The sequence below is a fragment of the Pseudomonas sp. HC1(2025) genome (assembly GCF_058742075.1).
In genome coordinates, this window is record NZ_CP196017.1 from 5317625 (window position 1) to 5340648 (window position 23024).

The following is a 23024-nucleotide window of genomic DNA, read 5'->3' on the forward strand; positions in this document are numbered from 1 at the left end:
TGGATTGCATTCCAATAGGGAGATGGGGTTCAGACGGCAGCGTTGTAGAACTGCTCGCTGCTTTTCTGCTCGACCAACGCCTGCTCAATCGCCGCCTGGTGCACTTCATCGGCATGTTCTTCGCGGGCTTCGGGCAGGATGCCCAGGCGCGAGAACAGTTGCATGTCCTTGTCCGCCTGCGGGTTGGATGTGGTGAGCAATTTATCGCCATAGAAGATCGAGTTGGCACCGGCAAAAAACGCCAGGGCCTGCATCTGCTCGTTCATCGCTTCGCGGCCAGCGGACAGGCGCACATGGGATTGCGGCATCAGGATGCGCGCCACGGCGAGCATGCGGATAAAGTCGAACGGGTCGATATCCTCGGCATTCTCCAGCGGCGTACCGGCCACCTTGACCAGCATGTTGATGGGTACCGACTCCGGATGCTCCGGCAGGTTGGCCAGTTGGATCAGCAGGTTGGCGCGGTCGTCCAGGGACTCGCCCATGCCGAGGATGCCGCCCGAGCAGATCTTCATCCCCGAATCACGTACATACGCCAGGGTTTGCAGGCGCTCGCTGTAGGTGCGGGTGGTGATGATCGAGCCGTAGAACTCCGGCGACGTATCCAGGTTGTGGTTGTAGTAGTCCAGGCCGGCCTGGGCCAGGGCCTCGGTCTGATCCTGGTCAAGACGCCCGAGGGTCATGCAGGTTTCCAGGCCCATGGCCTTCACCCCTTTGACCATCTGCAACACGTAAGGCATGTCTTTGGCCGACGGGTGCTTCCAGGCCGCGCCCATGCAGAAGCGGGTCGAACCGATGGCCTTGGCGCGCGCAGCCTCTTCGAGGACCTTCTGCACTTCCATCAGCTTTTCTTTTTCCAGGCCGGTGTTGTAGTGGCCCGACTGCGGACAATATTTGCAATCTTCCGGGCAGGCGCCGGTCTTGATCGACAACAAGGTGGACACCTGCACGCGGTTGGCATCGAAGTGCGCGCGGTGCACGGTCTGCGCCTGGAACAACAGGTCATTGAACGGCTGGACGAACAGGGCTTTGACTTCGGCCAAAGACCAGTCGTGACGCAAGGTGGCAGTGAGGCTGGCGCTCATGGGCGATTCCTTGTTTATGCTTGGGCAAGCGCTGTGGGTAGGGCAATACCCACAGGCACGACACGGATGCTCGGCATATTTAAGGAAGATTCATGCACTGTCAACCTGACTACAAACATGAGGTTTACATCTGGTTAAAAAGCAACCAGACATGCCTACTCTGCGATGAAGCCACACATTCAGCCGCGACCCTGTGCAATACCTGCGAAATCGACCTGCCGTGGCTGACGGACGGCTGCGAGGTGTGCGCCCTGCCCTTGCCGATCAGCGGGCTGGTCTGCGGCCAATGCCAGCGCTCGCCGCCTGCATTCAGGCAAGTGGTCGCGCCTTGGACCTATGGCTTTCCGCTGGACAGCCTGATCAGCCGCTTCAAGCACCAGGGCAGATGGCCGCTAGGGCAGATGCTGGCGAGCTTGTTGCGCCAATGCCTGCAAGACCGCTTCGACAACACCGAACTGGCCCGCCCCGACCGCCTACTCCCGGTGCCGATGGCCGCTAAACGCCTGCGCCAACGCGGCTACAACCAGGCCGCCATGCTCGCCCGCTGGCTGAGCCGGGACCTGGACCTGCCCCTGGATGAACACCTGCTGTTGCGCCCCCATGACACCGTTGCCCAGCAACAGCTGGACGCCAAACAGCGCCAGCGCAACCTACTCAAGGCCTTTGCCCTGGCCCCCGGCGCACAGGTGCAGGGCCAGCATCTGGCCCTGGTGGACGATGTGCTGACCACCGGCGCCACCGCCCACAGCCTGGCCCGCCTGCTGATGCAGGCCGGTGCGCGCCAGGTCGACGTGTATTGCCTGGCGCGCACGCCCAAGCCCGGCACATGACTTGACTCTGGCGGCGCGTGCCCGCAACGTCCCGGGTATTCCAAGCCAGTGTGCAGCCGTTCGCCATGCCTTTACCGTCCCTGTTGAGCCAACATATTGTCCGCCGCCCGCAGCGCATCGCCTTGCTGCAACATATCGCCGAGCAAGGCTCCATCACCCGCGCCGCAAAAAGTGCCGGCTTGAGCTACAAGGCCGCGTGGGATGCCATCGATGAGCTGAACAACCTGGCGCAAAAGCCCCTGGTCGAGCGCAGCGTCGGCGGCAAGGGCGGCGGTGGTGCGCGACTTTCGGCAGAAGGTGAGCGGGTGTTGCGCCTGTATCAGCGCCTGCAAACCCTGCAAGCCCAGGTGTTGGAGGCCGCCGAAGACGCCAGCGACCTCAACCTGCTGGGCCGCCTGATGCTGCGCACCAGCGCGCGTAATCAATTGCATGGCCAGGTGGTCGCCATCGACAGCCACGGCCGCAATGATCGAGTACGCCTGGAACTGGCCGGTGGCTTGACCCTCGATGCCCAGATCACCCATGACAGCACCCTGCGCCTGGAACTGGAAACCGGTACGCAAGTAGTGGCCTTGATCAAGGCTGGCTGGCTGGAGCTGATCGCGGCTGACCAGGCGCCGGTGCCTGGGTTTAACTGCATGGGCGGCCAGGTCGAGGCCATCCTTGATGCCGATGATGGGCCCAGTGAGGTGCGCATTGTCTTGCCCAGTGGCCTGGTGCTGTGCGCGTTGGCAGCGCCCGAGCAGCTCAAGGCGCTGGGGGCGGGTGAAGGCACGCAGGTTCAGGTGCAGTTTGCGCCGAGCAATGTGTTGTTGGGCACGCCGGTTTAGCTGATCTTCAGGGCCCATCGCGGGCAAGCCCGCTCCCACACGATGGCACACGCGCCACCTATCCACGGCCCGGTGCGCTACCATACCCGGCCGGACGCGGCGACCTGCTGCGCGCAGGAGTTCGCATGGCCCACCCGTTTGAAACATTGACCCCCGACCTGGTTCTCGACGCTGTCGAAAGCATCGGTTTTCTCAGCGACGCCCGCGTCTTGGCGCTCAACAGCTACGAGAATCGTGTCTATCAAGTCGGCATCGAAGACTCCGAGCCGCTGATCGCCAAGTTCTACCGGCCCCAGCGCTGGACCAACGAGGCAATCCTCGAAGAACACCGCTTCACCTTCGAACTGGCCGAGTGCGAAGTCCCGGTCGTGGCGCCGATGATCCACAACGGCGAAAGCCTGTTCGAACACGCGGGTTTCCGTTTCACCCTGTTCCCCCGCCGTGGTGGCCGGGCGCCGGAGCCAGGCAATCTCGATCAGTTGTACCGCCTCGGGCAGTTGCTTGGGCGCTTGCATGCTGTCGGCGCCACCCGCCCTTTCGAGCACCGCGAAGCCCTGGGCGTGAAGAACTTCGGCCATGACTCCCTGAACACCTTGCTCGAAGGCAATTTCATCCCCAAGAGCCTGTTGCCCGCCTACGAATCCGTGGCCCGCGACCTGCTCAAGCGCGTTGAGGATGTGTACAGCGCCACGCCGCACAAGAACATCCGCATGCATGGCGACTGCCACCCCGGCAACATGATGTGTCGCGACGAGATGTTCCATATCGTCGACCTCGACGACTGCCGCATGGGCCCGGCGGTGCAGGATCTGTGGATGATGCTGGCCGGCGATCGGCAGGAATGCCTGGGGCAGCTGTCGGAACTGATGGACGGCTACCAGGAATTCCACGATTTCGATCCCCGCGAACTGGCGCTGATCGAACCCCTGCGCGCCCTGCGCCTGATGCACTACAGCGCCTGGTTGGCGCGGCGCTGGGATGACCCGGCGTTCCCCCACAGCTTCCCGTGGTTCGGCAGCGAACGGTACTGGGGCGACCAGGTGCTGGCGCTGCGCGAGCAACTGTCTGCACTCAACGAAGAACCCCTGAAATTGTTCTGACCCCGGTAGGAGCCGGCTTGCTGGCGATGGCATCCTCAACAGCCCCCAACCCGAGGGCGCCATCGCCGGCACGTTTTGTGGCGATTGAGTTTTCAGCACACATTTGCTGACAAACATCCTTACAATCGCCGCATTGTTAGTTGCCTAAGCAAGGATTCTGCATGCAAGCCGCCAACCCGCGTCGCGGGTACATCCTGGGCCTGAGTGCCTACGTCATCTGGGGCCTGTTCCCGCTCTACTTCAAAGCCATCGCCAGCGTGCCGGCTGCCGAAATCATCGTCCACCGCGTGCTGTGGTCGGCGCTGTTCGGCGGTTTGCTGCTGCTGGTGTGGAAACACCCCGGCTGGTGGCGCGAACTGCGGGACAACCCCAAGCGCCTGGCGATCCTGGCGTTGAGCGGCTCGTTGATCGCGGGCAACTGGCTGACCTATGTGTGGTCGGTCAACAGTGGGCGCATGCTCGAAGCCAGCCTGGGGTACTACATCAACCCGCTGGTCAACGTGCTGCTGGGCATGCTGCTGCTTGGCGAGCGCCTGCGGCGCCTGCAATGGGTGGCCGTCGGGCTGGCCGCCGTGGGTGTGGCGCAACAGGTGTGGCAGGTGGGGAGTCTGCCGTGGGTCTCGCTGGTGCTGGCGCTGACCTTTGGCTTCTACGGCTTGATCCGCAAGCAGGCGCCGGTCAAGGCGCTGCCCGGGCTGGTGGTGGAAACCTGGATGCTGGTGCCGATCGCCCTGGCGTGGCTGCTGCTCAACCCCACCGCCCATAGTGCCAACCTAGCGTTCTGGAGCACTTCCGAAGCCTGGTGGCTGGTGGCTGCAGGCCCGGTGACGTTGATCCCACTGGTGTGTTTCAACGCTGCGGCGCGACATTTGCCCTACACCACCCTCGGTTTCCTACAGTACCTGGCACCGACCCTGGTGCTGCTGCAGGCGGTACTGCTGTTCGACGAACACATGACGCCAGCCAGCCTGGTGGCCTTTGTGTTTATCTGGGCGGGGCTGGCGGTCTACAGCGTTGATGCGTGGCTCAGCCTGCGCAAACGCTGATCAAATAACGTACAAAACCCTACAAGCCACGGCCGGTGTGGCTTGCAGGGTTTCACCCCAAGGTTATCCACAACCTGATCCCCGGCGTTTGTGCACAAGCCGTTGAAATTGCTCGTTTTTTGCTCAAGGCGCCACAAGCCACGGCCGGCGTGGCCTGGCGCCGGGTCTCTACAGCTTATCCACAGGCCCATGCAAGATTTCCATGAACAACCCTGTGGACGGTTATTCCTCGCTGCGCAGCTGCAACTCCACCATCAAATCATCGGCCAGGGTTTCCAGGGCGGCTTGCAGCGTGTCCAGCGCCAGGCTGGACGGCACGGCCAACGCAGCTTCGGCGTGAAACAACGGGTCGCTGCTCATGGGCGCCGGGCGCACGTCGGTACTCAGGCGTTCCAGGTTGACCCCTTGCTTGCTCAACAGTGCGGTGATCTCGCGCACGATCCCCGGCCGGTCATTGCCCACCAGGGTCATCAGGATCGGCTTGCTCGCCGATGCCTGCGCGCCGCTGCTCTCGCCCACCAGCACACGGATGCCATGGGTAGACAAATCCTCCAGAGCGCTGACCAACTCGCTGCGGTTTTCCATCGGCACGCTGACCCGCAGGATCCCGGCAAATTGCCCGGCCATATGAGCCATGCGACTTTCCAGCCAGTTGCCACCGCGCTCGGCAATGCAGTGGGCAACACGTTCGACTACGCCGGGTTTGTCGGCGGCGATCACGGTGAGTACGAGATGGTCCATGGCAACAGCCCTCTTTTATGGATTAGCCAGTATAGGCAGATGTGCTCATGTAGGAGCCGGGAACCATCGCAGGCAAGCCAGCTTCCGCGTTGACCCCATGGCAGTGAAGAAAAACAAATCGTGTACCATTTTTATATTTATCTGGAACAATCTATTGGTTTTTTGAGAACATCCCATGCCCCGCTGTGACCGTACAACCAAAGTGGGTCGTTAAACGACGTATTTAGTCTAATTTTCACAACCGCAACTCATCATGTAGTATGCCTCGGCGCGCACTACATAACGTTAGGTCGATGTCTGCCCAGGCGCCGTCAGAACCCCGAACACCCCGTCAGCAAGCCTTGCGCCGTTGATTGGAACCGCCCAGCCGCCGTTGATGGCATGTACTGGTGCCTTGGGTTTGTGGTTTAAATGGCCAGAGGCTTCATTGGTAAATTGAAAAGCTGAAAAGCGAATTAGCTCCGCAGAGTGAGGCAAGCAATGACTGAACACGTTCAAGTCGGTGGCCTGCAGGTCGCCAAAGTCCTGTTCGACTTCGTGAACAACGAAGCCATTCCCGGTACCGGCCTGACCGCCGACCAGTTCTGGGCCGGTGCCGACAAGGTCATCCACGACCTGGCACCGAAGAACAAAGCCCTACTCGCCAAACGCGACGATTTCCAAGCGCGGATCGATGCCTGGCACCAGACCCACGCCGGCCAGGCCCACGACGCGGTGGCCTACAAAGCCTTCCTGCAAGATATTGGCTACCTGCTGCCAGAAGCGGCGGATTTCCAAGCGACCACCCAAAACGTCGATGACGAAATCGCCCGCATGGCCGGCCCCCAGCTGGTGGTGCCGGTGATGAATGCGCGGTTCGCCCTCAACGCCTCCAACGCCCGCTGGGGCTCGCTGTACGACGCGCTGTATGGCACCGATGCCATCAGCGAAGCCAACGGCGCCGAGAAAGGCCAGGGCTACAACAAGGTGCGCGGTGACAAGGTTATCGCCTTCGCCCGTGCGTTCCTCGACGAAGCCGCACCGCTCACCGCCGGCAGCCATGTCGACTCCACCGGCTACAAGATTGTCGATGGCAAGCTGATAGTCAGCCTCAAGGGCGGCAGCAACAGCGGCCTGCGCAGCGATGCCCAGTTGATCGGCTACCAGGGCGATGCCGCCCAGCCCATCGCAATTTTGTTGAAGCACAACGGCCTGCATTTCGAAATCCAGGTCGACGCCAGCACCCCGGTCGGCCAGACCGACGCCGCCGGCGTCAAAGACATCCTGATGGAAGCCGCGCTGACCACCATCATGGACTGCGAAGACTCGGTGGCCGCCGTCGATGCCGATGACAAAGTGGTGATCTACCGCAACTGGCTCGGCCTGATGAAGGGCGACCTGACCGAAGAAGTGGCCAAGGGCGGCAAGACCTTCACCCGTACCATGAACGCCGACCGCACCTACACCGGTGTCGATGGCAACGCGGTGACCTTGCATGGTCGCTCGCTGCTGTTCGTGCGTAACGTTGGCCACCTGATGACCATCGACGCGATCCTCGATGCCCAGGGCAATGAAGTGCCCGAAGGCATCCTCGACGGCCTGATCACCAGCCTGGCCGCGATCCACAGCCTCAATGGCAACAACAGCCGCAAGAACAGCCGCACCGGCTCGGTGTACATCGTCAAGCCGAAAATGCACGGCCCGGAAGAAGCGGCGTTCACCAACGAGCTGTTCGGGCGCATCGAAGACGTGCTGAACCTGCCGCGCAACACCCTGAAAGTCGGGATCATGGACGAGGAGCGCCGCACCACGGTCAACCTCAAGGCCTGTATCAAGGCGGCCAGCGAGCGCGTGGTGTTTATCAACACCGGCTTCCTCGACCGTACCGGCGACGAAATCCACACCTCCATGGAAGCTGGCGCGATGGTGCGCAAGGCCGCGATGAAGGCCGAAAAGTGGATCGGCGCCTACGAAAACTGGAACGTCGATATCGGCTTGAGCACCGGCCTGCAGGGCCGTGCGCAGATCGGTAAAGGCATGTGGGCCATGCCCGACCTGATGGCCGCGATGCTCGAGCAGAAGATCGCGCACCCGCTGGCGGGCGCCAACACTGCGTGGGTACCGTCGCCGACCGCCGCTGCGCTGCACGCGCTGCATTATCACAAGGTCGACGTCTTTGCCCGCCAGGCCGAACTGGCCAAGCGCGAACGCGCTTCGGTGGACGATATCCTCACCATCCCCCTGGCGCAGAATACCGACTGGTCCGAGGAAGAAATCCGCAACGAACTGGACAACAACGCCCAGGGCATCCTCGGTTATGTGGTGCGCTGGATCGACCAGGGCGTGGGTTGCTCGAAAGTGCCGGACATCAACGATGTAGGCCTGATGGAAGACCGCGCCACCCTGCGTATCTCCAGCCAGCACATCGCCAACTGGTTGCGCCATGGCGTGGTCAGCCAGGCCCAGGTCATGGAAAGCCTCAAGCGCATGGCGCCGGTAGTGGATCGGCAGAACGCCGGGGATGCGCTGTACCGTCCGCTGGCCCCGGACTTCGACAGCAATATCGCGTTCCAGGCCGCGGTGGAGTTGGTGATTGAAGGGACCCAGCAGCCCAATGGTTATACCGAGCCGGTGTTGCATCGTCGGCGGCGGGAGTTCAAGGCCAGGAATGGTTTGTAACGGGTCACTGAAATGAAAAAGCCCTGGTCATATGGCCGGGGCTTTTTATAGGCCGTGTAGCAAGACTTAACTGACAATAATGACGTAGGTACCCGAAATTACGGCCTGCGAGCCAGCCCCAGAACCCGTTCCATCAACTGTAACGCCGGTCAACGTGCCCGAATGCACATTACCGACCACTTTCACCTGGATAGTGCCTCCAACCGAGTGAGTAAATGTGCGTCCAGCAGGATCCAGATAATCTATTTGAAATTGCGTATGCGGCAACGTATGAGTCCCCTGCCCCAGGGTCTGGCCGTAGTTAATTCCCAGGTGCGTAGTATCACTGGTCGCGACCAGCAGCACCCCAGATGACGAGCCAGAAAATTGATTCGGATAAAAAAGGTTATCGTGTCCATTTACACGCGCCGAGATATTCGCTTCGACTGTTGTGGTGCCATTACATGCATTACTCATGGTGAACTCCTGTTCGCTTCATTAGTTGGGGCACCGATCCCAAACCAGCACCCTCTCAACGATTAAACAGGCCCCCCTCAAACACCCGATACTGTGAAATCTGACAGTGCCGACCAACGGTCCCTCGGCTACGGAGCCATCCCCAACTCGCGCTTGACCATCTTCGCCAACTTCACGCTATCAATCGGCTTGAGCAAAAAGTCCACCACACTCAAATGCATCGCATCAATAACATCCGGCGCCTCGGCATCCCCCGACATGATGATGATCGGCAACGCCGCGCGGGTGGAGCCACGCACTTTTCGGATCAACTCCAGGCCATTGCTGGGCGCCATGCGCAGATCCGTGATCAACAACCCGATGGAGGTACTGGAATTGAGCAGTTGCCATGCCGCCTCGCCACTGTCCGCCGTCATGCAGCGAATGCCATCGAGCCCGAGAATTTCCGCCAGCAGTTCACGGGCGTCTTTATCGTCATCGACGATCAGCACCCGTTGCGGCGGTAGATCAGGCTCCAGCATCACGGCGCTCAGCGCCTCGCGCTCGGCATCACTCAAAATATCTTGGTCGGGCATAGATTTCTCGGCAGTTTCTCTCAATCTCCCAGCACAGAAGTCAGACATCGCCGGAAGGGCGAACAATGTGCACTTCGTCGGATAGATTTCCTAGTGGGAGATCTACGGGGTTTGGACCATATTCATGTAAGGTTTTTCCCTAGTCATTGAAGGCCGGATAGCTACCTAGACTTACGTCCAATGGGCACCCGCCGCGTGGGGGTCGACCATGAGGGACGATAACGACAAAAAAACTGCGGTCATGGTTATGAGTAAAGCTGATGCTTTCACCCAGGCAGGGAAAACTGCGGTGTTGCAGAACATTCACGGCACCCTGCAATTCCTGCAACGCTTCCCGCCGTTCAACCAAATGGAAAACGCCCACCTGGCGTTTCTGGTGGAACAGTGCCAATTGCGCTTCTATGGCCCCGGCGAGAGCATTCTCAAGCCTTCGGCAGGCCCCGTGGAGCACTTCTACATCGTCAAGCAAGGGCGTGTGGTGGGCGAGCGGCCGGATTCGGCGCAAACCACCTTCGAAATCACCACCGGCGAATGCTTCCCCCTGGCCGCGCTGCTGGGGGAGCGGGCGACCCGCACCGAGCACAAGGCCGCCGAAGATACCTTCTGCCTGCAATTGAACAAGCCGGCCTTTATCAAGCTGTTTGCCCTGTCCAGCCCGTTCCGTGATTTTGCCTTGCGCGGGGTCAGCAGCCTGTTGGACCAGGTCAACCAGCAGGTGCAGCAAAAGGCCGTGGAAACCCTCGGTACCCAATACTCGTTGAACACCCGCCTGGGCGAGTTGGCCATGCGCCACCCGGTGACGTGCAGCCCGCTGACGCCGCTGCGCGAGGCGGTCACGCTGATGCACGAGCAGCAGGTCGGCAGCATCGTGGTGGTCGATGAACACAAGGCGCCCCTGGGGATCTTCACCCTGCGCGACCTGCGCCAGGTGGTCGCCGATGGCACCAGCGACTTCAGCCAGGCCATCGAACAGCACATGACCCAGGCGCCGTTTTTCCTCAGCCCGGATCACAGCGCATTTGATGCCGCGATTGCCATGACCGAACGGCATATCGCCCACGTGTGCCTGGTCAAGGATCGGCGCCTGTGTGGCGTGGTGTCCGAGCGCGATCTGTTTTCCCTGCAACGGGTCGACCTGGTGCACCTGGCGCGTACCATCCGCAACGCGCCACGGGTCGACAACCTGGTGGCGATCCGTGGCGAAATCGGCCAGTTGGTCGAACGCATGCTGGCCCATGGCGCGTCCTCGACCCAGATCACCCATATCATCACCCTGCTCAACGACCACACGGTGTGCCGGGTCATCGAGCTGAGCATCGCCGACAAGGGCGACCCCGGCGTGCCGTTCAGTTGGCTGTGTTTCGGCAGCGAAGGCCGCCGCGAGCAGACGCTGCACACCGACCAGGACAACGGCATTCTGTTCGACGCCCGTGACGCGGCCCATGCGGCCGAGATTCGCGGCCTGCTGTTGCCGCTGGCGCAGCAGATCAACCAGAGCCTGGCGCTGTGCGGCTTTACCCTGTGCAAGGGCAATATCATGGCCGGCAACCCCGAACTGTGCCTGTCCCGCGCCGAGTGGGCCCGGCGCTTTGCGGCGTTTATCCGCGAGGCGACGCCTGAGAACCTGCTCAAATCCAGCATCTACTTCGACCTGCGGGTGGTGTGGGGCGATGAACAGGGTTGCGAGCAACTGCGCCAGGGCATTCTTGACCAGGTCGCGGACAATCGCCTGTTCCAGCGGATGATGGCCGAGAACGCCTTGCGCCAGCGCCCGCCGGTGGGGCGCTTCCGTGACTTCGTGCTGACGCGCAAGGGCTCGGACAAGGCCACCCTGGACCTCAAGGTGCAGGGTTTGACGCCCTTCGTCGATGGCGCACGCCTGTTGGCCCTGGCTAACGGGATCGCAGCCAACAACACCCTGGAGCGTTTACGCCAACTGGTGGAGCACGAGGTAATCGAACGCCTGGACGGCGCGGCCTATGAAGAGGCCTACCACTTTATCCAGCAAACCCGCATGCAGCAGCACCAGTTGCAGACCCGCGAGAACCAGCCGTACTCCAACCGGGTCGACCCCGACAGCCTCAACCATCTGGACCGGCGCATCCTGCGTGAATCCCTGCGCCAGGCCCAGCGCCTGCAAAGCAGCCTGGCCCTGAGGTATCAACTGTGAGCCTGTTCAGTTGGCTGCGCCCTGCGCGGCCGGGCCTGGATGCCGGTCAACAGGCGCGCCTGCAACACCTGGCCGCCCCCAAGGCGCTCGGCGAACACAGCTTGCGCGAGCAGCGCTGGGTCGTCCTCGACCTGGAAACCAGCGGCCTGAACCTCAATCGTGACCTGGTGCTGTCGATTGGCGCGGTGGTCATTGAAGACGGTGCCATCGACTTTTCCCAGCAGTTCGAACGCACCCTGCTGCGGGCTCAAACCAAACTCAGCCCCAGCGTACTGATCCACGGCCTCGGCCCCAGTGCGATCGCCGCCGGTTGCGATCCGGCCGAGGCGTTGCTGGACTTCATGGATTTTGTCGGCGACAGCCCGCTGCTGGCGTTCCATGCCCCGTTCGACCAACACATGCTTGGGCGCGCGCTCAAGGACAGCCTGGGGTACCGCCTGGCTCATCCATTCCTCGACGTGGCGGACCTGGCGCCGCTGCTGTGCCCGCAGGCGCATATTCGCGAAGCGGGCCTGGATGACTGGGTCGGCCACTTCAACCTGCAAGTCGGCGAACGCCATCACGCCAGCGCCGACGCCCTGGCCACCGCTGAATTGATGTTGATTCTGTTCAGCCGCGCCCGCCAGCAAGGGCTGGACAGCCCGGCGGTACTGCAACAGCGCCTGAGCCAATGGAAACGCCGCAAGCAGGCCCCCTCCCTATAGGAAGCATCACCCGACCAACGCCAATTGCACCCATCCGCTGCCTCTGCCACAATCGCGAATAATTCTCGTTAGTTTAAACATCTCGATTGGTGATGCCTTGTCGTCAGCCCAAAGTCCCCACAGTGAGCTTGTTGGCACGTTGTACCGTGACCATCGCGGCTGGCTGCTGGCATGGCTGCGGCGCAACGTGGCCTGCCCCAGTCGGGCCGAAGACCTCAGCCAGGACACCTTCATGCGCCTGCTGGGCCGTGAAGAACTGCGCGAACCCCGCGAGCCCCGGGCGTTCCTGGTGGCCATCGCCAAGGGCCTGTTGTTCGACTATTTCCGCCGCGCCGCGCTGGAACAGGCCTACCTCAGCGAACTGATGCTGCTTCCGGAAAGCGAACACCCGTCCCCAGAAGAACAGCACCTGATCCTCGAAGACCTCAAGGCCATCGACCGCCTGCTCGGCAAACTCTCCAGCAAGGCCCGCGCCGCCTTCCTCTATAACCGTCTCGATGGCCTGGGCCACGCCGAAATCGCCCAGCGCCTGGGGGTTTCCGTGCCGCGGGTGCGCCAGTACCTGGCCCAGGGTATTCGCCAGTGCTACATCGCGCTGTATGGCGAGCCGCTGTGACTCAGATCAGTTCCAAACCGGTTTCGGCACGAGTGCTGGATGCTGCGATAGCCTGGCAACTGTCCCTGGATTGCGGGGATCGCAGCGCCGTAGAGCAGGAAGAATTCAACAAGTGGCTGGCCAGCAGCGATGAACATGCCCGCGCCTGGCACCAACTGGGCATGCTCGACCAGCGTTTCAGTGTGGCCAGCGGCCCGGCGCGGGCGGCGTTGCTGCAATCGCGCGAAAGTATCCGCCGCCGGGTGCGCAAGCTCGGCAGTGGCCTGGCCAGTGTGGTGCTGATCTGCGGGCTGGCGCTGTTCGCCGGCCAGCGCTACGCGCCCCTCGACTATTGGCTGGCCGACCAACGCACCGCCACCGGCGAACAACGCACCCTGAAACTGGCCGATGGCACGCTGATCAACCTCAATACCCACAGCGCCATTGATGTGCGCTTTGACGAAAAGCGCCGGGTGATTGTGTTGCAGGACGGCGAGATTCTCGTAGAGACCGGCCATAACGACGCGCGCCCCTTTTTCGTCCAGACCCGCGACGGCAGCCTGCGCGCCCTGGGTACGCGGTTTATCGTCAAGCGCGAGGACGACGGAACGCGGCTCAGCGTGTTGCAGTCGGCCGTCGCGGCGCAGCCCGAGGCGGTGCAGCAGGAGCAGGTGTTCAAGGAAGGCCAGCAGGTGCTGATGCGCCATGACGGCCTTGGCCCGTTGCTCGCCGTCAGTCCCGGCACCGACGCCTGGACCCGCGGCATGCTGGTGGTCGACAACGCGCGGCTGGCGGATGTGGTCGAGGAACTGTCGCGCTATCGCACCGGCTACCTGGGCGTGGACAAAAACGTCGCCGACCTGCGCATCACTGGCAGCTTCCCGCTGCACGACACCGACCTGGCCTTGAATGCCCTGCTGCCGACTTTGCCGGTGCAGATCCAGCAGCGTACGCCATGGTGGGTAAACGTGGCCGCCGGGCCCGCGCCAGGCGGCTCTGCTAGTAACAACTGAATAAAGACAATTTCGAAAAAGTCCAAAAAACTGTCATTTTTCACAGGTTATGAACACTGCCTTTTGCCATCCAATAAGCCTTCGCTTTGCCGGCAACCCGCTGGCTAAAGCGTTTCTGTTAGGCCAACGAGGATGGACCCATGTCAACCCAACTCAATGTTTACCGTCAGAACTATGTCTTTGGCTTTCCTGGCCAAGGCAGCGACCCCTGTGGCGCTTTGGCAGAGTTGTATCAGTGCGTTCCCCAAGCGCGGGAGCAAATTGACGCGACCCTGGCGATCATCGAACACCAGGCGGCCCAATACGAGCCAGATCCGCACCCTGGATTAGTGACCCAGGTTCTGCTGACCCATGATCACGCACTCCCCCTGCCTTCCGGCGTTGCCCAGTTGGCGCTATATGGCGCAGCGGTGGTACTCAATCAATTGCTCCAGGCGGCAGGTGTGGTCCCTGCCCTGATCGTTGCGCAAAGTTTCGGCGAAATTGCGGCCAGGGTCTGTGGCGGCGTGCTCGACATTGCGCAGGGGGCACGCGCGGTGTGCGCTCTCAATGCCGCCTACCGCGACGAGGAGGGCCGAGGCAGCATGCTGCTGATCAACCTTTCGGCGCCGGCCACCCAAGCACTGCTGGACCGCTTCCCCGAGCGCAACCTGGTACTGGGCTCGGTCAACGCACCGGCGCAATGCATCATCAGCGGCGAGACGGCAGACCTTGAGCACCTGCGTGCCCACCATGACGGCAACGCGCCGCCCTTGCGCCCGATCCCCATCGCGTACGCTTCCCACTACCCCCCTCACCTGGAAGTTGCCCGCAAGCTCTACGAAAACCTGCAGCCCCTGATACCCCAGCCGTTCCATACACCGATCTACTCCACCGTACTGGGGCGCCGCTACGAACCCGAGGATGACCTGCACCACATGTTTACCCGGGGTGTCACGCAGCCGACCAACCTGCCCCACACCTTGGCGCAGCTGCCGACGGACGAACACACCGTGTTTATCGACCTCGGGGTGAACAACGGCCTGTCCACGTGCATACACAAGAGCTTGCCAGATGCACAGGTCTACGCGCCGCTGGCACAACCCATCGAAATCCTGCGCCTGTTGCTGACCAAGACACCCCTCGAACACGAAGCGATCATGGCCCTGCGCGGCCTGGCCAATGGCCCGGTCGATGCCCAGGTTCACGCACACATGGCGAAAATTTTCCGCGACCCTGAACTGCGCCCCCGCGCCAACCAGAGCTTTCACGACGGCCACCGCCATACCTACCAGCGCTTGCAGCACCTGATGCGGCAACTGCCCGAAGGCATTCACGGGTTTGCACAACCCCAGTTACTGATGGCCGTGGCCTCTCACGCGGCGATCAACGACCCCTCGCTTTTTATGGGCTGCGTGATTCAGCAAGGGCTGTGCATCGGCACACTCCTGGCGTTCGAACAGGATCACCCGCACGCTGCGCAGTGGCGACATCAACTGGAAACCGGCGCGAGGCTTGGGGTGTACGCACTGACTGAGATAGGTCGCAGCAACTCCCATATGGGGGCCTGTGTCGAAGCAGTATTCGACCCCCAAACCCGCACGTTTGTGCTGAACACGCCAAACAAAGCGGCGCTGAAATTCGCCAACGTCGGCATCAATAACCTGGACAAGATGGGCGTGGTGTTTGCCCAGGTAACCGTGCAGGGCCAGGCCTGTGGCGTGTTCGCGTTTGTACTGCCACTGAGTGACGCCAAGGGCCCGCGCCCAGGGGTTTGCATGTCGTCACCGGCGGAGATTCGCGCAGTGCCGCTCGATTATGGCCTGGCAAGCTTTGACCGGGTGCGCCTACCGTTCGACGCGTGGCTGTGCGATGGCGCCTCGATCGACGCGGCCAATCACTTCCACGACCCATTGGGCAGCACCGACCGCCGCCTGATTCGCTCACTGTTTGCGCCCAAAAATGTCTGGGCCATGGTCGGTATCGGCTTGAGTTCGGTGATGCTGGCCTGTGCAACCCTGGCCCTGACCCATGCCAACCGGCGCACCACCCAGGCGCGGATCGGCAACGGCACCGGCTTGCTGGCTTTTCGTACCCAACGCCGTGCGCTGTTCGGCTGCCTGGCCACGGCCTACGTCATGAAGTGCTTTGCCAATGACTCCGCGCGCCTGTGGATCGAAGGCACGGCCAGCCAGGCATCGCTGCAGACCACCGGCAGCGGCGACGTGACGTGGACCCCATGGGCCGCCATCAGCCAGACCCTGGCCCTGACCAAGGCCCTCTGCGCCCCCGCCGCCGAGGCGCTGGCCACCGAATGCCGATTGCGCTGCGGAGTGGCCGGCGCGCTCAACCTCAATCGCTTCGCCGACTACGAAGGCATGGCCAAGATCTACCAGGATGCCGGGGGCAATAACCGCATGATCCTGTTGGACGCAGCCAAGGTCCTGATCGGTCAGCCCTTGGACGAACCCACCCGGCCAGACCCGCAAGGTGCACTGGATGATGCCGCGTACTGGCAGGCCATGGCGCACACCCTGGAGTATCGCTTGCTCAAGCAAGTGGCCAAGCATGTCGCCCAGCATAGCGGCGAGGGTGAGGACGACATGCAGGTATGGAACTCGCAATTGATGATCGTTGCCCGCGCGGGTGAGGCCTACGCCCAGCGCCTCGCCATCCAGAGCGCGGTGCGAGCGAGCCACTCGCTGCCCCAGGGCCTGGCCAGGGAACTGGGTAGCGCGTTGTGCGGGATGTATGTGCTGGAGTACCTGAACCAACACGCCGCCTGGTTTATCAGCGAAGGCCTTATGGACATTGCGCGCTACCGCGCCCTTGAGGAGCGCCTTGATGCGTTGAGCGATTTCCTCACCGCGCACGTTGAACTATTGATTGAGGCGTTCGGCCATGGCGAGGCCACCCGCGCGGCAATCGCCGATACAGCGCCATACCCCGATGCACTGGCCAACAAACTGCAGTGGGCCGTCGGCTGAAAAACACCGCTATCCTGAGCCTTGAGGGCCATGCATTACGAAGAGTTGTGAACATTCACAGATTTATTTTCACTTGGCCCTATCACTTTTTGATTCTCGTCCGGCACCTAGGCAATTGAGAAATATTTCCATTCCGGAGCCGCCCTATGTCCCGCACACTAGACACCTTGTTGCGCCCCAGCCTGCTAGCCGTGGCGATCGCCCTCAGCGCCCCGCTGGCCAGTACTGCGCTGATCGCCGCCGAACAGGCATCCAGCGTGCGTGCCTACAACCTGCCGGCCGCACCGTTGGCCAGCACCCTGAACCAGATCGCCAGCCAGGCCGGCCTCGCGCTGACCCTCAGCCCGGCACTGGCCGCCGGCAAGACCTCGGCCCCGGTCAAGGGCCAGTTCGATGCCCCGGGCGCACTGCGCGAGGCCTTGCGTGGCACTGGGTTGCAGCTGGAGCAAAGCAGCGCGGGCACCTACAGCCTGGTGGCGATTCCAGAGGGTGTGGTGTCGTTGCCGCAGACCAATATCACCGGGCAGGGGAATTACGAGAGCGCGTGGGGGCCGGTGGAGGGTTATGTGGCTACGCGTACGGCGGCTGGGACCAAGACCGATACGCCAATTGCCGAATTGCCGCGCTCCGTGACAGTAATCACCCGTAAACAAATGGAAGACCGCTCAGTTCTGAACCTCAACGACGCGCTGCGCTACACCGCAGGGGTGCAGAGCAGCGGCTATGGTTCTGACTCGCGCAGCGATTGGTTACTGGTACGCGGTTTTGTACCGACCCAATTCCTCGACGGCCTGCCTTTGCCAAAGGGCAACTACGCTACGCCAAAAGTTGACACTTGGAGCCTGGAGCGTATCGCTGTACTGCGCGGTCCGGCTTCCTCCGTCTACGGTCAGACGCCTCCCGGTGGCTTGCTGGATATGGTCAGCCGTCGCCCACAAGCTGAAAGCAGTCACGAGGTCGAGGTACAAACCGGTACCAATAACCACAAGCAGATCAACTTCGATAGCACCGGAAAAATCGATGACGAAGGACAATTCCTCTACCGTATCGGTGGCGTGGTGCGTGACAGCGATACAGCGGTCGATCATATCCCTGACAAACGCTACAACGTCGCGCCCAGCCTGACGTGGAACATCAACGACGACACCAAGCTGACCCTGCTCTCGCAGTTCACCCGCGACGACACCGGGATCACGGGTCAATTCCTGCCGCTACAGGGCACCAAATTGTCATCGCCTGCCGGCAAAATTTCCCACCACAAGAACCTCGGTGATCCGGACTGGGAATTCTACGACCGCACTTACTATGCGCTCGGCTATGCCTTTGAAACTCGCCTGAACGATACCTGGCAGTTCCGGCAAAACCTGCGCTATACCAAAAACGACCTGTCGTTCCAGGGCATCACGGCAGGGGGTAGTTTTTGGCCAAACGGGCCGGAGTTGGCCGTAGACGCCGATGGCAACGTGAGCCGCTCAGCCGGCAAGGTCGATGAAAACATCGGGCAGTTTGCCGTCGACAACAACTTCCAGGCCGACTTCCAGACCGGTGCTGTAAGCCACACCTTGCTGCTGGGTCTGGACCACCAGCGCTCCGATGCCGATGCGCGCTGGCTATGGGGTTCCGCCGGTGTTCCGACCATCAACTTCAATCGACCGGTGTATGGGCAGGACTTCTCCAAAGTCCAATACTTCACCATGTATGACTACACCCAAAAGACCCAGCAGACCGGCCTGTACGTACAGGATCAAATGGCTCTCGACAATTGGCGCCTGACTCTTGGTGGACGTGAAGACTGGGTGCACACCGGCACCACGTTCCACAATCAGAACGACGCCACCAACACCCAGCGTGACAAAAACTTCAGCGGTAATGCGGCACTAAGCTATGTGTTCGACAACGGCGTCACTCCATACCTCTCCTACGCCGAATCGTTCCAAGCGGGCTCAGGGACACAAGTACTCAGTACTGGTGCATTCAAACCCACAGAAGGCAAACAGTACGAAGCAGGGATCAAATATCAGCCGCCTGGCACCAAGGCGTTGCTGACCGCTGCCGTGTTCGATCTAACACAGACAAATACGTCGGTTACCGAGGGCGGCATTACCCGTCAAGTAGGCGAGGTGCGTGTGCGCGGCCTGGAACTGGAAGCCAGCGCCGACGTCACCGAAAGCCTCAAGCTCGTAGGCTCGTACACCTATAACGACAGCGAAATCACCAAGGGCGCTGCCGCAGAAAAAGGCAACCGCATGAATCAGGTACCTCGTAACCAAGCCACCGCCTGGGCCGACTACACCTGGCACAGCGGTCCGCTCGACGGCTTTGGCGTGGGTGCAGGCGTGCGTTATGTCGGCGATACCTACGGCAACGCTGCCAATACCGACTGGGGCCATGTTGGCTCCTACACGGTGTACGACGCCTCGGCCCATTACGATCTTGGCCGCGTAAGCAGCGCTCTGAAAGGTGTCACCGTGGCGGTCGATGCCAAGAACATCTTCAACAAGGACTACCTCGCCACCTGCGATGGTTTCTACTGCTACTACGGCGACCAACGTAACGTCGTCGCCAGCGTGAACTACAAATTCTAAGACGGTTAAAAACCGCAGATGAAGGGCCGCCCCAATTGCGGCCCTTCTGCCTTTTGGAGCCGTGATGAAAAGCACAACCATCCGCCGCTGGTCCTTCATCCACACCTGGACCAGCCTGATCTGCACCGTGTTCCTGCTGATGCTGGCGCTGACCGGGCTGCCGCTGATCTTTCACCACGAGATCGATCACCTGCTGGGCAATGAACCCGAGCTCAAGCAGATGCCGGCCGATACCCCGCAGCTCAATCTCGAGCAACTGGTGGCCAAGGCCCAGGCCCATCGCCCTGGCGAAGCCATGCAGTACCTGGCCTGGGACGAAGACGACAAGAACGGTGTGATTGCGATCATGGCGGCCACCGCCGGGACCGAGCCCAATTCGTCCCACACCTTTATGCTCGACGCGCGCACCGGCGAAAGTGTGGAGATGCCGTCGGCCAATGGCGGCTTGACGATGTTCCTGCTGCGCCTGCATGTGGATATGTTCGCCGGGCTGCCGGGCAAATTGCTGCTGGCGTTCATGGGGGTGCTGTTTGTGCTGGCGATTGTTTCCGGCACGGTGTTGTACCTGCCGTTCATGCGGCGCTTGAAGTTCGCCACGGTGCGCCAGGACAAGTCCACGCGCCTGCGTTGGCTGGACCTGCATAACCTGATCGGTGTCGTCACCCTGACCTGGGCGCTGGTGGTGGGCGTCACCGGGGTGATCAGCGCCTGCGCCGACCTGATCATCGCCGCGTGGCGCAGCGACAGCCTCACCGCGATGATCGAACCCTACAAGAACGCGCCGCCGCTGACCTTGCGTGCGCCGGCCACCAACCTGCTGAACATCGCCGAACAAGTCGCACCGGGCATGACCCCAGACTTTATTGCGTTCCCTGGCACGCGGTTTTCCAGCGAGCATCACTACGCGGTATTCATGAAAGGCAGCACGCACCTGACCTCGCACCTGCTGACCCCGGTGCTGATCGACGCCAGCGACCTGAGCGTCACCGCCGTGGCCGAGCGGCCGTGGTACATGGACGCCATGGGCATGTCCCAGCCCCTGCACTTTGGCGACTATGGCGGCATGCCGATGAAAATCCTCTGGGCGGTGCTGGATGTGCTGACCATCATCGTGTTGGGCAGCGGTGTGTACCTGTGGTTGGTGCGGCGCAAGGCGGCCAAGCCATGAGGCCCCGGCAGTCGAATTTCTGGAAGGTGTTCGGGGTGCCCTTGGTGATCGGGCTGCTCAGTGCTGCCGGGTTGTTTGCGGCGTTGCTGGGGGATGGGGGTTGGGATTCCCTCAGTTGGCTTGGGCTGGGGATCCCGGCGGTAATCGGTGTCTGGGGGTTGCTGCGGCGGCCGTGAGGACGCCATCGCAGGCAAGCCAGCTCCCACAGTTTGATGTGCGAACACCGTCCAATGTGGGAGCTGGCTTGCCTGCGATGAGGCCCGCAAAAACAACCGAGATCCCCCTCGCCAGTCACCTCGCAACTGTCTAGTCTATGGCCGACCCTTTCCGAGGATTGCCCATGTTCGCGCCCAGCATGACCTTGTTCCACAACCCCGCTTCGCCGTTTGTCCGCAAAGTTTTGGTGCTGCTCCACGAAACCGGCCAGCAAGAGCGGGTTGCCCTGGAGACCGTGCTGGTCACGCCGGTCAACCCGATCACCGCGTTGAACGAGGGCAACCCCCTGGGCAAGATCCCGGCCCTGCGCCTGGCCGATGGCAATGTGTTGCACGACAGCCGGGTGATCCTCGACTACTTCGACCACCAGCACGTCGGCAACCCGCTGATCCCCCGCGACGGCTCGGCCCGCTGGCGCCGCCTGACCCTGGCCTCGACGGCCGATGGGATCATGGACGCGGCGGTGTTGGTACGCTATGAAACCGCCCTGCGCCCGGCCGACAAACACTGGGACAGCTGGCTGCAGGAGCAGCGCAACAAAATCCGCCGCGCCCTGGCCGAGTTGGAACAGGACGCCATCGCTGAGCTGGCCAGCCATTTCGACATCGCCGCCATCAGCGTCGCCTGCGCCCTGGCGTACCTGGACTTTCGCCACCCGGACCTGCGCTGGCGTTCAAGCAATCCCAAACTGGCTACCTGGTACGCCGAGGTCAGTCAGCGGCCTTCGATGTTGGCGACCCAGCCGCCGGCCTGAGTGGTGCCTCCCTTGTAGGAGCGAGCTGGCTCGCGAAGGTATTCCAGGCGCATTGACGAGGGGGAGGCACGCCCGCTCCAAGGGTCGGGCAGCAATGCCCTGATCATCGCCACCAGCTCTCCCCTCTCCCGCTGATCCTCACGCAAGCCGATCATTGCACCGCCTCCAGGTCAAACACCAACGGCTCGGCCACCTTGTGTTTGCCCACGCCATACCAGTCCAGTTTGCGCGTCAGGACCATCACCGTGCCCAGCAGCCCGAACAGCAACAACGAGCCCATCAGCAGCGCGTAGTCCTCGGCGCTCAACAACCCGTACAGCAAGCCATACAGCGCCGCCAACCCCGCCGAGAACCCCAGGCCGTGGGCCACGCTGCGCAGCACATGGCACACATAAAAGCCGATCAACAACACACAGGCACTGGCCGAAATCAGGTACGCCAGGGCAAAGCCGATATGCTCGGACAGCGACAAGAGCAGCAGGTAGAAAAACGCCAGGGCCACCCCCACCAACGCGTACTGGATCGGGTGTACCGCCAGGCTCTTGAGCACTTCGAACAGGAAGAAGCCGGCGAATGTCAGGGCGATAAACAGCAGCGCATATTTGATCGCGCGGTCGCTCTTGAGGTACTGGTCCACCGGGTCGATGAAGTTCACGCCGAAGCTGCGCTGGTTGAAGTCCTCGCAGCGACTGCCGACCACACAGCCTCCCAGTGATTCTTCAAGGTTGGTGGAGAAAAACGAGGTCTGCCAGCTGGCGTTAAAACCCTGGTCGTTGATCTCGCGCTGCACCGGCAGGAAGTTGCCGACGAAGCTTGGATGGGGCCAGTTGGAGGCCAGCTTGACCTTACTGGTCTTGCCCACCGGCAGCACCAGCAGTTGTTCGGTACCTTGCAGCCGCAGGTCAAACGCGAAGTCCAGCGGCGCGGGGTTCTTGCTGTCCTGGGCGGGCAACGGTACATGCACGCCAGCGCCAAGGAAGCTCACCTGGGTGCCCGGGGCAAACTCCAGGCGCTGGCTGCCCAGTTCCAGTTTCAGGGCGTTTTCAATGCCGCGGATATCGCTGATACCGACCGCCAAAAATGCCTGACCAAACGTGTAATCGGCAAAGTCCTCCTTGATGCCCATCTGCGCCGGCAGCACAAAGCGGCCGCTGATGCGGTTGTCGGCATGGAACAGCCGCGCCTGGTAGATCCCCCGGGCGCGCAGTTCGGTTTGCACCTTGCCGTCGAGTTCGAACTGCTCCGGCAGGAAGTACAGGCGGCCATCTTCTTCGCTGAGCACTTCATAGCGTTTGTTGAGTTTTTCGTTGAGCTTCCACTCACGCACGGTCTTGCGATACGGCACCACCATCAACGGCCCGCTGACCTGCTGGCTGTAGCTGGAGCTGCGGGCAATGTCCATCAAGACGCCGTCGCGCAGTTCCTGGCGGTCGTTGATGATGCCGTTGATCATCAGCAACGGAATCAGCAATAGCAGGATCAGCAGCGCGATGGCGCCCAGTTTGAATAGCAGGCTGCGGTTCATGGGTCTC

Annotated in this window: 19 protein-coding genes; 14 read left to right on the forward strand and 5 right to left on the reverse strand. The window is 61.8% G+C overall.

The genetic code is table 11. The annotated features are described in order from the left end of the window. Positions 1-29: 29 nt before the first annotated feature. On the reverse strand, positions 30-1085 hold the full coding sequence (gene bioB / locus ACSSVH_RS23950) for a biotin synthase BioB (protein ID WP_169953757.1): 1056 nt from the start codon (positions 1083-1085) through the stop codon (positions 30-32). Between the two features lie 92 nt (positions 1086-1177). Between bioB and ACSSVH_RS23955 the strand changes: the two genes are divergently transcribed. From ACSSVH_RS23955 to rarD, 4 genes are all read left to right on the forward strand, one after another. Continuing rightward, positions 1178-1915: a ComFC family protein gene (locus ACSSVH_RS23955; protein WP_492633821.1), complete on the forward strand. Its 738-nt coding sequence runs from the start codon at positions 1178-1180 to the stop codon at positions 1913-1915. 65 nt (positions 1916-1980) lie between these two features. After that, entirely contained in the window at positions 1981-2745 is a 765-nt protein-coding gene (locus ACSSVH_RS23960) for a TOBE domain-containing protein (protein ID WP_170042275.1), read from the forward strand. Between the two features lie 125 nt (positions 2746-2870). After that, positions 2871-3845: a serine/threonine protein kinase gene (locus ACSSVH_RS23965; RefSeq protein ID WP_032858595.1), complete on the forward strand. Its 975-nt coding sequence runs from the start codon at positions 2871-2873 to the stop codon at positions 3843-3845. A 161-nt stretch (positions 3846-4006) separates the two neighbouring features. Continuing rightward, positions 4007-4891: an EamA family transporter RarD gene (gene rarD / locus ACSSVH_RS23970; RefSeq protein WP_128593318.1), complete on the forward strand. Its 885-nt coding sequence runs from the start codon at positions 4007-4009 to the stop codon at positions 4889-4891. A 222-nt stretch (positions 4892-5113) separates the two neighbouring features. Here rarD and ACSSVH_RS23975 read toward each other — a convergent pair whose 3' ends face one another. Then, positions 5114-5632, reverse strand: coding sequence for a glycine cleavage system transcriptional repressor (locus tag ACSSVH_RS23975; protein ID WP_057440288.1), 519 nt, complete (start codon positions 5630-5632; stop codon positions 5114-5116). A gap of 480 nt (positions 5633-6112) precedes the next feature. Between ACSSVH_RS23975 and ACSSVH_RS23980 the strand changes: the two genes are divergently transcribed. Continuing rightward, positions 6113-8290, forward strand: coding sequence for a malate synthase G (locus ACSSVH_RS23980; RefSeq protein ID WP_432754708.1), 2178 nt, complete (start codon positions 6113-6115; stop codon positions 8288-8290). 66 nt (positions 8291-8356) lie between these two features. Here the strand turns inward: ACSSVH_RS23980 and ACSSVH_RS23985 are convergent, their stop codons facing one another. Beyond that, on the reverse strand, positions 8357-8746 hold the full coding sequence (locus ACSSVH_RS23985; protein ID WP_169953750.1) for a hypothetical protein: 390 nt from the start codon (positions 8744-8746) through the stop codon (positions 8357-8359). Between the two features lie 128 nt (positions 8747-8874). Further along, positions 8875-9321, reverse strand: a complete 447-nt coding sequence (locus tag ACSSVH_RS23990) for a response regulator (RefSeq protein ID WP_169953748.1) — start codon at positions 9319-9321, stop codon at positions 8875-8877. A gap of 247 nt (positions 9322-9568) precedes the next feature. On the opposite strand from ACSSVH_RS23990, the gene ACSSVH_RS23995 reads away from it, so the two are divergent. The 9 genes from ACSSVH_RS23995 (at position 9569) to ACSSVH_RS24035 (ending at position 21492) form a co-directional block, all read left to right on the forward strand. Continuing rightward, complete coding sequence (locus tag ACSSVH_RS23995) at positions 9569-11491, forward strand: putative nucleotidyltransferase substrate binding domain-containing protein (RefSeq protein WP_169953746.1); 1923 nt, start codon at positions 9569-9571, stop codon at positions 11489-11491. Next, on the forward strand, positions 11488-12195 hold the full coding sequence (locus ACSSVH_RS24000) for a 3'-5' exonuclease (protein WP_432754710.1): 708 nt from the start codon (positions 11488-11490) through the stop codon (positions 12193-12195). Before ACSSVH_RS23995 ends, ACSSVH_RS24000 begins: the two co-directional genes overlap by 4 nt. Positions 12196-12292: 97 nt before the next feature. Further along, positions 12293-12811, forward strand: coding sequence for an RNA polymerase sigma factor (locus ACSSVH_RS24005; RefSeq protein ID WP_169953742.1), 519 nt, complete (start codon positions 12293-12295; stop codon positions 12809-12811). Further along, positions 12808-13803: a FecR domain-containing protein gene (locus tag ACSSVH_RS24010; protein ID WP_169953740.1), complete on the forward strand. Its 996-nt coding sequence runs from the start codon at positions 12808-12810 to the stop codon at positions 13801-13803. The genes ACSSVH_RS24005 and ACSSVH_RS24010 overlap by 4 nt, the downstream gene beginning before the upstream one ends. Positions 13804-13943: 140 nt before the next feature. Continuing rightward, entirely contained in the window at positions 13944-16769 is a 2826-nt protein-coding gene (locus ACSSVH_RS24015; RefSeq protein WP_492633822.1) for an acyltransferase domain-containing protein, read from the forward strand. A gap of 146 nt (positions 16770-16915) precedes the next feature. After that, positions 16916-19354 carry a TonB-dependent siderophore receptor gene (locus ACSSVH_RS24020; protein ID WP_170042202.1) on the forward strand — a complete coding sequence of 813 codons (2439 nt, stop codon included), beginning with the start codon at positions 16916-16918 and terminating at the stop codon, positions 19352-19354. Positions 19355-19418: 64 nt separating this feature from the next. Next, positions 19419-20522: a PepSY-associated TM helix domain-containing protein gene (locus ACSSVH_RS24025; protein ID WP_170057626.1), complete on the forward strand. Its 1104-nt coding sequence runs from the start codon at positions 19419-19421 to the stop codon at positions 20520-20522. Beyond that, positions 20519-20698 carry a hypothetical protein gene (locus ACSSVH_RS24030; RefSeq protein ID WP_170057625.1) on the forward strand — a complete coding sequence of 60 codons (180 nt, stop codon included), beginning with the start codon at positions 20519-20521 and terminating at the stop codon, positions 20696-20698. Before ACSSVH_RS24025 ends, ACSSVH_RS24030 begins: the two co-directional genes overlap by 4 nt. A gap of 164 nt (positions 20699-20862) precedes the next feature. Next, on the forward strand, positions 20863-21492 hold the full coding sequence (locus ACSSVH_RS24035) for a glutathione S-transferase family protein (RefSeq protein WP_170042200.1): 630 nt from the start codon (positions 20863-20865) through the stop codon (positions 21490-21492). A gap of 151 nt (positions 21493-21643) precedes the next feature. Here the strand turns inward: ACSSVH_RS24035 and creD are convergent, their stop codons facing one another. Next, a complete protein-coding gene (creD, locus tag ACSSVH_RS24040) occupies positions 21644-23017 on the reverse strand; it encodes a cell envelope integrity protein CreD (RefSeq protein ID WP_492633823.1) in 1374 nt (457 codons plus the stop codon). Between the last annotated feature and the right edge of the window lie 7 nt (positions 23018-23024).

Excerpts from the sequence above, each read along its gene's own strand:
- bioB (WP_169953757.1), bottom strand. The coding sequence starts at position 1,085 with ATGAGCGCCAGCCTCACTGCCACCTTGCGTCACGACTGGTCTTTGGCC.
- ACSSVH_RS23955 (WP_492633821.1), top strand. The coding sequence starts at position 1,178 with ATGCACTGTCAACCTGACTACAAACATGAGGTTTACATCTGGTTAAAA.
- ACSSVH_RS23960 (WP_170042275.1), top strand. The coding sequence starts at position 1,981 with ATGCCTTTACCGTCCCTGTTGAGCCAACATATTGTCCGCCGCCCGCAG.
- ACSSVH_RS23965 (WP_032858595.1), top strand. The coding sequence starts at position 2,871 with ATGGCCCACCCGTTTGAAACATTGACCCCCGACCTGGTTCTCGACGCT.
- rarD (WP_128593318.1), top strand. The coding sequence starts at position 4,007 with ATGCAAGCCGCCAACCCGCGTCGCGGGTACATCCTGGGCCTGAGTGCC.
- ACSSVH_RS23975 (WP_057440288.1), bottom strand. The coding sequence starts at position 5,632 with ATGGACCATCTCGTACTCACCGTGATCGCCGCCGACAAACCCGGCGTA.
- ACSSVH_RS23980 (WP_432754708.1), top strand. The coding sequence starts at position 6,113 with ATGACTGAACACGTTCAAGTCGGTGGCCTGCAGGTCGCCAAAGTCCTG.
- ACSSVH_RS23985 (WP_169953750.1), bottom strand. The coding sequence starts at position 8,746 with ATGAGTAATGCATGTAATGGCACCACAACAGTCGAAGCGAATATCTCG.
- ACSSVH_RS23990 (WP_169953748.1), bottom strand. The coding sequence starts at position 9,321 with ATGCCCGACCAAGATATTTTGAGTGATGCCGAGCGCGAGGCGCTGAGC.
- ACSSVH_RS23995 (WP_169953746.1), top strand. The coding sequence starts at position 9,569 with ATGAGTAAAGCTGATGCTTTCACCCAGGCAGGGAAAACTGCGGTGTTG.
- ACSSVH_RS24015 (WP_492633822.1), top strand. The coding sequence starts at position 13,944 with ATGTCAACCCAACTCAATGTTTACCGTCAGAACTATGTCTTTGGCTTT.
- ACSSVH_RS24020 (WP_170042202.1), top strand. The coding sequence starts at position 16,916 with ATGTCCCGCACACTAGACACCTTGTTGCGCCCCAGCCTGCTAGCCGTG.
- ACSSVH_RS24025 (WP_170057626.1), top strand. The coding sequence starts at position 19,419 with ATGAAAAGCACAACCATCCGCCGCTGGTCCTTCATCCACACCTGGACC.
- ACSSVH_RS24030 (WP_170057625.1), top strand. The coding sequence starts at position 20,519 with ATGAGGCCCCGGCAGTCGAATTTCTGGAAGGTGTTCGGGGTGCCCTTG.
- ACSSVH_RS24035 (WP_170042200.1), top strand. The coding sequence starts at position 20,863 with ATGTTCGCGCCCAGCATGACCTTGTTCCACAACCCCGCTTCGCCGTTT.
- creD (WP_492633823.1), bottom strand. The coding sequence starts at position 23,017 with ATGAACCGCAGCCTGCTATTCAAACTGGGCGCCATCGCGCTGCTGATC.